The following is a 10,147-nucleotide window of genomic DNA, read 5'->3' on the forward strand; positions in this document are numbered from 1 at the left end:
AGTGCGTCCTGATATTGACCATTATTTTCCTGCAGTAGTGCTAGCTCTGCAGAAAAATAGCCTAAATTATCCCGATCCCCAACCTGCTTGCTGGCAGTCAATGCTTTTTTTTAAACAGAACTCCGCTTTTTGAGCGACCTTGGGGTTTTTGGTTTTAAAGAAGAGCCGGGTATAGTACTTCTATCCTGACGATGTGGTAATCATGGTATGTGAAGCAAAACAAGAGTATCATGATATGGAGATAAATTGCCAGCTTGACGGATCCTACATTTTAGGCAGGGTTTTTTGGCTTGCGCTGAAGCTTCATTGCGGGTTTGATCAGACCGCTGGGAACACAGCTTGTTTTATCTGCGCGCTCTGGTAAAGCTCTGTCTACCTCAAGTGGATGCTTTTCCTGCTCTAATCGATTTGGTCAGGTAGATCAGTCTTTGATCTTTTGCTATGATTTCACTCTAGGCTGCTTGATGTTCTCTGTCTTCGGGCATGATGAGTTTTCCCATTTTTGAGGAATGCCTTATAGCTATCACCGCTTTCCCGCTTTTGGAACTTGCTTGTCCAGTCTATAATTGTTGCATAACCGCCTTTAAACGATATCTCCAAATGCCTGGTCGTTTTTTTATCCACCCATAAGCCTTCATAATGCCTTTCCGTCTGTTTGGGTTTAGACGACTGTGCCGGGCAGGTTCCATTTAACGCTAACAGGACCATGAAAAGGATAAAGGAATTGATATAGGTTGCCATCTGATTGTTCTTTAGTAGATTATTGCTGTTTGCCTGAACTCACCCATTAGGGTGTAGAGCTCTTCAGTTGACACCAGGCAACAGTTTTTAATCGCAATACAGTAGGTCGCCACTACTCATTTGGCCAATTACCTGGTCTGCATATTCCTTCTTGATAATATATATAAATGCTTTAAGATAAGTTTCCTTCTTTCCCTGTTTTACGGTGTGCTGGTTCTTATCAGTACCAACTTTCAAAGCATTGCTATCATCTTCACTTACCACACAATATTTAATGATCCTGTCTTTTAATTGCCAGGTATAAATATCAAATGGTTTAATGAACTCACCCTTAGTTTTAGCTGCCTTCCCATATTTGTCATTAAATAGCTGCACAAAGCTTTGAGTTTCTTTCAAAGAGATCTTCCCAGCAACCGCGTTGAAAACCATCAGTTTCCCGGTTACCGTTGTGGCAAAATTGATGGCATTAAATTCAAAATCACCGAATCTTGCAATGACATCTTCGTAAGAAAACATTTGCTGTTTATAGTCAATTCTTATGGGTTGCTCGCTTCCTATTAATTCGCCATCTGAAACAGTGTCCGCGCCAATTATTTCAGATTTTATTTGATAATAATTAGTATAAGTTTTGTACTTGTTTTTGTCCGATACAAACGTTGATACCTTGCTGTTCAGGTTAAAGTCTTCCAGTTCTATAGCGGGTTCCTTTTTACAACCTATCAGCAAAAGCGCTAAAAGTAACAATCGGTATTGTTTTATCATTTCAATAGGGTTATGTCTGTTATTTTTATTTCGTTCCTGTAAAGATTTTAAATACATTAATTGTTAATGCCCGTTTGGTTCATCATGAAACAGAAGACATCGTCGACAATTTAGCCATTATTTATCTATTCTATAATATAGTCACAAGACCATTGCAAATTCATGTCACCGCTGAGTGGCCCGAATATTTACCACCCTTTGATAAGTTTTAAATGGGCAGAAGACTGCTTGTTACCTGAACATTCCATCCCGAAAGGTTAGCATATTTCTTTTTCCACTGAAAACAGATTCGTTTTTAGTTTCGTTAACCTCCGGATAACTGATGGTTTTATCCTGAGGATTGTAAATCATAGCCATTTGCACCCTAAGTTTCTCTTTATCCTGATCCTCTTTAACTATGGCGGAGGCAAACAATTGGGTTTTGAGTGCTCTCGCCAATTTAAACAGCGGTTTGTCGATGCTAAATTTGGAGTGATTGATCACTAAAGCGTGGCTTACGCTATAAGACTCTGTACCGCTCATTTGCCCATGCCCTGTAAGCAAATAAGTCTTTTGAGGTGAGATATTTAAGCTATATACATGTTCAAAAAACGGTGTGGGGCTTCCTTCATCACCTTTATCCTCTTAGAGATCATTAAATAAAACCGTAGTTACGATGTTATTTTTACCCTGGTACTGAACAATATTCTGCACATGCCACATCGTTCCGGAATAAGGAGAAAGTCAGTAAAACAGCCTAAGTTTATGGTCATCGGCAGTTATTACGTTAATTTCGTACTGCTTAAGGCTGGCAAAATCGTTCTGAAAGCTACCTGGCTGCTTTAATGCCTCTCCAAGGGCTTTAATGAATCTTTCTTCAGCCCCTGTACTTCCATCATTTAAATAGCTTTCTCTGGAAGCGGACATACCAGCGGCCAATTCTTCAAGCTCAGTTATTTTAGCGGGAATCGAATCTATCTTGTTTTGTTTAACTGAATGAAGGGTTTCCGTTGCACTAAGCTGCTTCTCATCATGCTTTGCTCCACAGGAAAACAGGAGGAATGCCAGAGAAAAAAATAAGGTGCGCGTTGTTTTCATGCTATTGTACAACTATATGAATTAATCTATAGTTTTGTATTTCAAAAACTCTTCCTCGCTAATTAATTCTCCATTTTTGTAGAAATTGTCTGTATACACGCCGGATTGCGAAAATACTTTATAATTAACCAAATTCGGTAATAATTACTCAGCAATATTTTATAATCATGGAAAGAAAACAACCTTTTTGCATTGCCATAGGAGAAAATCTTATCATCGCAATTTTGAATGATGAACTTGCAGAATTGCAAGATTATGCCATGGATGCAGGCGATGCATTGTGGTATATTATGGGGACGGATGCTTGGCTTGAATTGCAAACAAATGGAGGCAGATCCGCACTTGTGGCCAGAAGCTACGACAAAACTTATTTTACTTGTTTTGTAGGTGATGAAATCGTTGAAAAAATAAAACACCTTGAGGAGAGTGGCATTATTGTCCTTTCGTCAAATGTAGAATTGAGACCGGAAGAACTATTGAAAGACTTTAAAGAAGATTCAAGTCTTGATGATATTGGTTACTGGATTGAAGACAAGAGCAAAAAGAATGGTGTGGATATCGGAGGCCTTATATTTTGTTATTACTCATTAGAGGCAAGAAAAAGGCTTCATGGAAACGATTATATCGATTGATAATTGGCTGCTTGGTCTATTTATACCCTTAGTCTTATTTCAGATCGTCAAGGACTTTCCCTATTCGCGTATTAATCTGTTGCATTTGTGGTGAATAGCTATTTATTCCTTGCTCCGGGTTCTGAGCGATTAGTTCACAAGTTTTTATTCTTAGTCTGCAATATTTGATGAGCGTTTGGTTACGCAGGTGTAACCGGTTAGAGAGGTTCATTTTATCCAATTCGGTGATCAATTCAATACCATTGCTCCATGCTGATTTTCCGTGTTGCAGTGCCCGAACTAGTTCTTCCCCCGTATTGTTTTCCTGTCCCCTTAGTACTTTTAATGCATCGGTATCGATTTTATAAAATTCCTGGATCTGCTTCTGATAGGTGACCTTGTCACTATTGGCTAGGTTAACGTAAATTACCGCTGAAACAAGCATGACAACAGTTACCGACAATATCGGTGTAAGCCATTTTAACAAGACTTCACCTGGTTTCTGCAAAGCCGGGTAATAAGCGTATCCGATCATCAGGCCGGCAAGTAGTCCCCCCAGGTGTGCTGCGTTATCTATTCCGCCTTTGAAACTGCCGAATACTAAATTGTAAACCACAAATAGGCCGATGTTTGTTAGCAAACCTTTACGCATGGAACTCTCGATGTGATTTGTGCTTAACAGCGCAAGGAATACCCCATATAATCCGAAGATAGCGCCTGAGGCGCCAGCACTCACAGTATTGTCATGCCACCAAAGGCTGATCACACTTGCAAAAATGCCGGCCAGGAGGTATGCTGTGATGAATTTTACCCTTCCCAGAAACGGTTCTAAAAATAACCCTACAAAAGCAAGCGCGTACGTATTTAGTAGCAAGTGGATGAAACCGAAGTGAATAAAGCAGCTCGTAATTAATCTCCACCACTGACCCCCGAGCGTATAAATGGTTGCGTTCGCTCCCCATGTGGTCATGCTGGCAGCATCAGGTTCGAATACAGCTACACCCGAACATACCATGATGAGGTAGATTAAAATATTGAGTACAATTAGAATAGGGGTAAAGAAATAGCCTTTTGCCGGTTTAAAAAAGGATAGCAACCCGCCGAAAAAATGAAATTTCGGTCTGATATCAGGCTTTAAAGTATCTTCGTAAGCGGGAACAAAATCTTTTTTATAGATTTTATATTTTTCACGCACTTCATCTTCGCTGATCTCTGATTTCAACTTTTCAAATGAGAAAATAAATGCATGTACCGCGGCTTCGCTGCGTCCGTAGTCATTCAGCAGATTGGATATGGTGACACATTGCACCATGGCACCAGACTCGTTTAATTTAACAGTGATTTCTCCGTTCCAGGAATGCTCGCCATTATCGGTGTAAGCAATGACACCGGCATCTGAGATAAATCTGATGCGCCAACCGAGATATTTAACCGTTTCAAGTGCAATCACCAAAAATTGCTTGTCAGTCAGCTCATTCTTAGATAAGTGTTGCTCAATTTTCATATTTCGGTGGTAGTTTTTCTGCCGGCCAGTTCAAAATAACTCCCCGGTTGTTTGATCAAAGGTATCATGACAGGTATTAAAGTCCTGCATATTATACGTTGGGCGAAATATAATAATTTTTTGGGGCATAGCCACCAAGGCTGATCAGCTGCTAGTCCGGGCAGAACAGTGGGAGCGCTCTCATATTTATTTCTATTGAAGGTGATATGTTTCACATAAAAACGGAGAAAAGAAGTCTATCTTAGACAAGAGTTTGAAAGAAAATATACGAAGAAATAGCATGAACGAGGGAATTAAAGCCAGAAAGCCAATCTTAATTGCTGGCGTGGTTATTTTAACCATCTGCTTATGCTTCATTTTCCCATTCGAGTACAATCGAACAAACTACATAACAGATCTGAAATTTACTTTTTTATCCCTGACTGTAGCCATGTTTACATTAATGTTTGGCTTAATGGGAAAGCATTTTTATAAAGGATTACTTTTTCTAATCTGCAGTGCCTTATTCAGTTTTATCGTTTGGTTTTTCTTATATCCAGCGGGATGGCTCTCACCTGTAGTGGCGGTTTGGGGAGGCATTCCATCCGGGGTTATAGCCGGACTATTATTTCTGCTATTAAATTTTGAGTTCATAAAAGATGAAAACCGATATAGATTATTCTTTAAAAGGTTGATTTCCTACTTGGTGATTTTAGGTATCGTTTCTTTTTTATTTGACAAAGGTGGAGATTGGATTTTTGATATTTCGGAGTATCTTAAGTCTAGAAAGTAGCCTGTTTTTAGCATCTCTAGGACATTACAGTTAGATAAATAATCACTAAATTGCCTCATAGTGCTCTTGCTGGAGTCATTTAACATCTTGGATAGGCATAGACACCAAGATGACAAATTTGATATGGAATCTATCAGGATCAGGAATTTAGGATAAACTTTAATGCTAAGTAAAGCAACAAATTATGACAGTAGATGAAATTTACCAAAGCATTGCAAAAAACATAAGCGGCGTTATTAAAGAGGATTGGCAAAATGCGGTCCTACGACTGGAGGTGCTGGACGGCATGGTCAGCAACACCGGTGTTTATTATGATGCAAAAGGCCATGAAAAGCAATTGGATGTCGAGGAGTTTGATTTCCAATTGACATTCGACATCCTGGAGCTCCACCAAATCACGACAGAAGGTAACGGTAGCAAGTGGAACGGGGCAGTTTATGAATTATCTTCTGAGGGCAAATTCGATATGGAGTTTATATGGGATCAGGATTTTCAGGACGAAGTCGAACGTTTAGCAAAAGATTGATGATGACCATAGACGAAATTTATTTAAACATAGCACAAAGCATTTCAAATGCTATCGAGGATGCTAATTGGGCAGAGGCAAAATTAGATATTGAAGTTGTCGCAAATGGAGTTGTCGCTTATACAGGCGACTATCAGGTTAATAACACAACAATTGATCTTTCTGTCAGAAAAATTCCACGGGATGTCAGAAATTGGCTCAGGGAATTACACAGCGTAACAACGAGTGGTGGCAATAATAAATGGAACAGGGCTATCTTTTCATTAACACCAGATTGGGATCAGGATCTGCACGATGAAATCGAACGTTTAGCAAAGTCATGATTTCACGTGGTTGCATGTTTTGTTTGGTTGCCAATAGCGTTAGCAACTACTGAAATGGTATAAAAAACACCGGCAATTCTTTTCCATTTTTTGCAAATAACAACAGCGCATACCAACTTTTCCTGTCCGTAGAGTCATATCTGTTTTCAGTCTTAGTACCGGGATTACCCGAATTATCAATAAAAATTCCAGCTCTCATATCAATGGGTTGATGCATAAAGCTAGGTTATATTTCCGAACAATTGATTAATTCGACATGGGTAAATAGAAATATATTATATTAGTTGTCAACATTACAGTCTAAATTACTACCGATGATTTTCGACAAATCTGAAATGTTACTTATTTTTAATAAGTTGTTGTTTTATAGTGTCTTATAATTTGTGTATTGGTAAGTAATCACTAAAAACTACTGCATTCCTCTTACCGATGATTTAGTGGAACAAAGAAATCGCAAGGAGCAGGTGAATGGTTTTATCTGCGGGCTTTGGTAAAGATCTGTCTATCCCAGGCGGATGCTTTTCCTGCTCCAATCGATTTAGTTAGGTATATCAGCGTTTGATCGTTTGATATGATTTCACCGTAGGCTGCATGATGTCCTATGTCTTCCGGCATGATGAGTTTTCCATTTTTTAGGAATGCCTTATAGCTATCACCGCTTTCCCGCTTTTGGAACTTGCCCGTCCAGTCAATAATTGTTGCATAACCGTCTTTAAAAGATATCTCCAAATGCCTGCTCGTTTTTTTATCCAGCCATAACCCTTCGAAATGCTTTCCCGCCTGCTTCGATTTGGAGGACTGTGCCGGGCTGTTCCCGTTTGCTAGTAACAGGACCACGAAAAGGACAAAGGAATTGATATATATTGCCATCTGATTTTTCTTTAGTAGACTACACTGTTTCTAACTTAGTTTGTGAAATTAATGTTACCGGTTAGCCAGCTTTTCATAATTTTAATAACCACTGGCATCACCACCCATGTCAATATGCCGACCATGAGCGTTGCGGTTAGCAGCAACCGGAATGGAGCGGGCAGACCTATAAGTAACCAACCAGTAGCGTAATACAGAAAAAGGCTCGTTGGAAATACACCGCACAGAGTAGCAATGGCCATCTTCCATCTTGGTGGTGGATTTGGTGAACGAAACCAAGCCTCCAGACCCGTCAATTGTCTGTAGACAGCTGGTTCGGTAAGGGTGGAAGCATAAGCTTCCCACTTGTTGAACTGCTCTGAATTATAGAATGCGTCACGTTCTTTTTCGTCTTTAAATGTTCTTAATATACCAATTTCATTACTATACGCTCCTGGAAAGGAGGAGATGACTGCGGCTCCTTGCACGCCATCGTGAATAAACGATTGCCCAAGAAAATTCCGCAGAGATTCTTTAAATTCCTGTTCTTTTCCAGGAAGGATTTTTCGGGTAATTGCAACATGTATGGCCATAGTTTCTGATAGGTTACTAATTTAAAGATTTACTTTTATTCAACAAGTCTAATTTTGTTAGACTGTGTTAATAAGCTGGTTTGGAAGGAAGACCATGGTTAAGCTAATAGATATGTTTCTCTGTGGATTCATCGTTTTTTAGCCGCTTTAATTAGCTCAAGAACTTCTATCTTTGATGGTTCCATTTTTCTCAGCATACCTAGGTCATTCTTAATTAGGGTGATCGAGGAAAGTGTTTCTTGGTTCTTACCTGTTTCAAATACTTGTTCTTGCCATTGGAGCGTGGAACCATTGGTCATATCATAGGTAATAGATCTTTTGGTTGTCTGCCGGCTCTCAATATTGAGGTAGGTAATGATCGAGCTAACATTGGACCGGCTGTAATGGATCTTTTTGCTAAACCGGATCTCTTCCGGCGAGAATGCCCTGACTGAATCCAGCCAATTATGCTTATTGTAATAATATTTGCAGGTCCAGGTATCTTTTATATCTGCCTGGCTGCGCTGCGTAACGATCCTGGCCTGGGAAATTTTTTTAGTTAATTTAGGCGTATAATTCAACAAAGGGAGCGCATCAGCAATCGGATAATCGCCTATGGCATCCGAAAGCAAATTTAACATAGCCATGATCGAGTGTCTGGCTTTGACTTCTTGTTTAAAGGTAAGGTAGTAAGCGGGAAAAAGCGTATACCGGTCGGTCTTGTTTATCACTACCGTAGATAATTTGTCTTCAAATTCTATGCGCAGACTTTCTTTCATTTGCCCGCTAGAGATCAGCGATCTACGCTCGCAGAACAACCCACTGCTGGTTTCGGTAAAACGGTAAGATGCAGCTTCGGAGATTACACCGTCTCTAACTGCGTAAACGGAAAGACGGTTACCAACTGTATTTCTGCAATACAACAGACGGCTGGTATCGGAACCTTCATCGGTATTGTCAATTTTGGTAATTACTTCTCCGTAATAAGCGTCCTTTGCCTGTGCAAAGTAAATACTAGCAGAACAAATCAAGGAAAGCAGACAGCAGGTTCTTATCATGAGGTATCTCAATATTCAACTGGAAGATAAAGAAAGTTATTTAAATTACTTAACAATGATTTTTTTGACAGGCTGCCTCCATTTGACACAAATAGCTTAATTAAAGATATTATTTCAATTGGCACGCTGTCAAAGGCTTGCTGAGGGCATTATTCATTAAGATCATTTCGTTTAACTTCCTCTTGGTTTCTATCAGTCTCAATCCCGTCTTAAAAGTCTTTAGATTTTTTTATAATTTTTGAAATCTTCTTATCTATCATCAGGGTCAGTGCAATGCCTGACTTCAAAGATCTCATCATTATTTCTTCTTATATTGGTGATCTAGTAATTTTAATTAGCGAACACCATGAAGTATTTATGTTTTATCTTTTTTTCATTTTTAACGATTGCCTGCAATAGACAGGAAAAAATAGATCTATCAAGACTAAACCTGGATGAACCCATTGAAAATGTGATTGACTTTAAGGATAGAAATGCACTTGAAGTAAACACCGTGGAGTACCCATTTTGCTTTCTGATTGAAGGGAAAAATTTAGGAAAATTCATATTTGATGGAATTGATTTAAAAGGGCACAAAGTATTTTTTCAGGTTAATGCTGAACGATTGAAAACAGATAGTATTACCAAGTTTGGAGGTGGTCATTTTGCAATGCAGGGATTTAAAGACAAAACAGAGCTTTCTAAAATTTTAACAGAATATAAAGCTGACGATGTTATATATGGATTCAGATTGGAAATGAAGACTCCAGATCTAAAAAAAGAGATCCTGAAAAAACTTGAGATCCGATATGGAAAGGGAACTAAGAATCCTAATACAGATCATGGATTATATTGGAATGTAAAGAAGGAAAATAAATATGTTTTTTATGCTCCAGACTATGACAGGCTTATTGTTTTAAACAGTTCTGATTTATCAAAAAAGTGTTACTGGGACAGTATGAATGGCCTTATAGATTTTGGAGGGTGTGATAATGAAGCGTACACGAAAGACTTAACGAAGAACAGAACAGATCCAAAGGACATTAAAAACAAGCCGGTCTTAAAAATTGACAAAAACTGGAATATCAATGACCTTAACTTAGGGACTTCAACTGAAGCTGATTTCCTTAAGTCTGCCACCAGCAAAAATTTTGAAAGAGTGATCACATCGGATCCCAATGGAGTTTTACAGGAAGTTATGCATGAAAATAAATACAATAATTTCTATTTCTACTTTATAGCAGGGAAAAACGGGGAAAATGATCTGAAGAGCAATTTATTAAAAGGCTATTCTATTAATGACTTTGATGGCGTAGAAGTCTCATTTGAAAATCAATTAAAAAAAGGGATGAAAGGAGAAGATGTCTTAAAGG

At 38.7% G+C, this 10,147-nt stretch carries 14 protein-coding genes; 5 read left to right on the forward strand and 9 right to left on the reverse strand.

Annotation, left to right across the window (positions count from 1 at the left end; all coding sequences use genetic code 11):
* Positions 1–447: 447 nt before the first annotated feature.
* The 4 genes from AC1DDX_RS20870 to AC1DDX_RS20885 all read right to left on the reverse strand — a co-directional run bounded on the left by AC1DDX_RS20870 (position 448) and on the right by AC1DDX_RS20885 (position 2,580).
* Positions 448–741, reverse strand: coding sequence for a hypothetical protein (locus AC1DDX_RS20870; RefSeq protein ID WP_337716134.1), 294 nt, complete (start codon positions 739–741; stop codon positions 448–450).
* A gap of 87 nt (positions 742–828) precedes the next feature.
* Positions 829–1,503 carry a hypothetical protein gene (locus AC1DDX_RS20875; protein WP_172662803.1) on the reverse strand — a complete coding sequence of 225 codons (675 nt, stop codon included), beginning with the start codon at positions 1,501–1,503 and terminating at the stop codon, positions 829–831.
* A gap of 231 nt (positions 1,504–1,734) precedes the next feature.
* Positions 1,735–2,025 (reverse strand): hypothetical protein, encoded by a 291-nt coding sequence (locus tag AC1DDX_RS20880; RefSeq protein WP_337716135.1) that lies wholly within the window; start codon positions 2,023–2,025, stop codon positions 1,735–1,737.
* A 201-nt stretch (positions 2,026–2,226) separates the two neighbouring features.
* Positions 2,227–2,580 carry a hypothetical protein gene (locus AC1DDX_RS20885; RefSeq protein WP_337716137.1) on the reverse strand — a complete coding sequence of 118 codons (354 nt, stop codon included), beginning with the start codon at positions 2,578–2,580 and terminating at the stop codon, positions 2,227–2,229.
* Between the two features lie 167 nt (positions 2,581–2,747).
* Between AC1DDX_RS20885 and AC1DDX_RS20890 the strand changes: the two genes are divergently transcribed.
* Positions 2,748–3,212, forward strand: a complete 465-nt coding sequence (locus AC1DDX_RS20890; protein WP_337716140.1) for a hypothetical protein — start codon at positions 2,748–2,750, stop codon at positions 3,210–3,212.
* A gap of 34 nt (positions 3,213–3,246) precedes the next feature.
* Here the strand turns inward: AC1DDX_RS20890 and AC1DDX_RS20895 are convergent, their stop codons facing one another.
* Complete coding sequence (locus AC1DDX_RS20895) at positions 3,247–4,695, reverse strand: rhomboid family intramembrane serine protease (protein ID WP_337716142.1); 1,449 nt, start codon at positions 4,693–4,695, stop codon at positions 3,247–3,249.
* Between the two features lie 253 nt (positions 4,696–4,948).
* Here AC1DDX_RS20895 and AC1DDX_RS20900 point away from each other — a divergent pair, with 253 nt between their 5' ends.
* The 3 genes from AC1DDX_RS20900 (at position 4,949) to AC1DDX_RS20910 (ending at position 6,316) form a co-directional block, all read left to right on the forward strand.
* Entirely contained in the window at positions 4,949–5,467 is a 519-nt protein-coding gene (locus AC1DDX_RS20900) for a hypothetical protein (protein WP_172662808.1), read from the forward strand.
* Between the two features lie 184 nt (positions 5,468–5,651).
* Positions 5,652–5,993 carry an immunity protein YezG family protein gene (locus AC1DDX_RS20905; protein ID WP_172662809.1) on the forward strand — a complete coding sequence of 114 codons (342 nt, stop codon included), beginning with the start codon at positions 5,652–5,654 and terminating at the stop codon, positions 5,991–5,993.
* The gene (locus tag AC1DDX_RS20910) at positions 5,993–6,316 is read left to right on the forward strand and encodes a hypothetical protein (protein WP_477622525.1); all 324 of its coding nucleotides are present in this window, start codon (positions 5,993–5,995) and stop codon (positions 6,314–6,316) included. The genes AC1DDX_RS20905 and AC1DDX_RS20910 overlap by 1 nt, the downstream gene beginning before the upstream one ends.
* Positions 6,317–6,362: 46 nt before the next feature.
* Here AC1DDX_RS20910 and AC1DDX_RS20915 read toward each other — a convergent pair whose 3' ends face one another.
* The 4 genes from AC1DDX_RS20915 to AC1DDX_RS20930 all read right to left on the reverse strand — a co-directional run bounded on the left by AC1DDX_RS20915 (position 6,363) and on the right by AC1DDX_RS20930 (position 8,795).
* A complete protein-coding gene (locus AC1DDX_RS20915; protein ID WP_216854471.1) occupies positions 6,363–6,515 on the reverse strand; it encodes a hypothetical protein in 153 nt (50 codons plus the stop codon).
* 275 nt (positions 6,516–6,790) lie between these two features.
* Positions 6,791–7,186 (reverse strand): hypothetical protein, encoded by a 396-nt coding sequence (locus AC1DDX_RS20920; RefSeq protein ID WP_172662812.1) that lies wholly within the window; start codon positions 7,184–7,186, stop codon positions 6,791–6,793.
* 35 nt (positions 7,187–7,221) lie between these two features.
* The gene (locus AC1DDX_RS20925) at positions 7,222–7,758 is read right to left on the reverse strand and encodes a putative antibiotic biosynthesis monooxygenase (RefSeq protein WP_288884315.1); all 537 of its coding nucleotides are present in this window, start codon (positions 7,756–7,758) and stop codon (positions 7,222–7,224) included.
* 128 nt (positions 7,759–7,886) lie between these two features.
* Positions 7,887–8,795: a hypothetical protein gene (locus AC1DDX_RS20930; protein WP_172662814.1), complete on the reverse strand. Its 909-nt coding sequence runs from the start codon at positions 8,793–8,795 to the stop codon at positions 7,887–7,889.
* A 451-nt stretch (positions 8,796–9,246) separates the two neighbouring features.
* Here AC1DDX_RS20930 and AC1DDX_RS20935 point away from each other — a divergent pair.
* The coding region (locus AC1DDX_RS20935) for a hypothetical protein (RefSeq protein ID WP_477622526.1) at positions 9,247–10,147 on the forward strand (901 nt) is incomplete at its 3' end.

It is taken from the genome of Pedobacter sp. 10L46_2 (genome assembly GCF_056395165.1).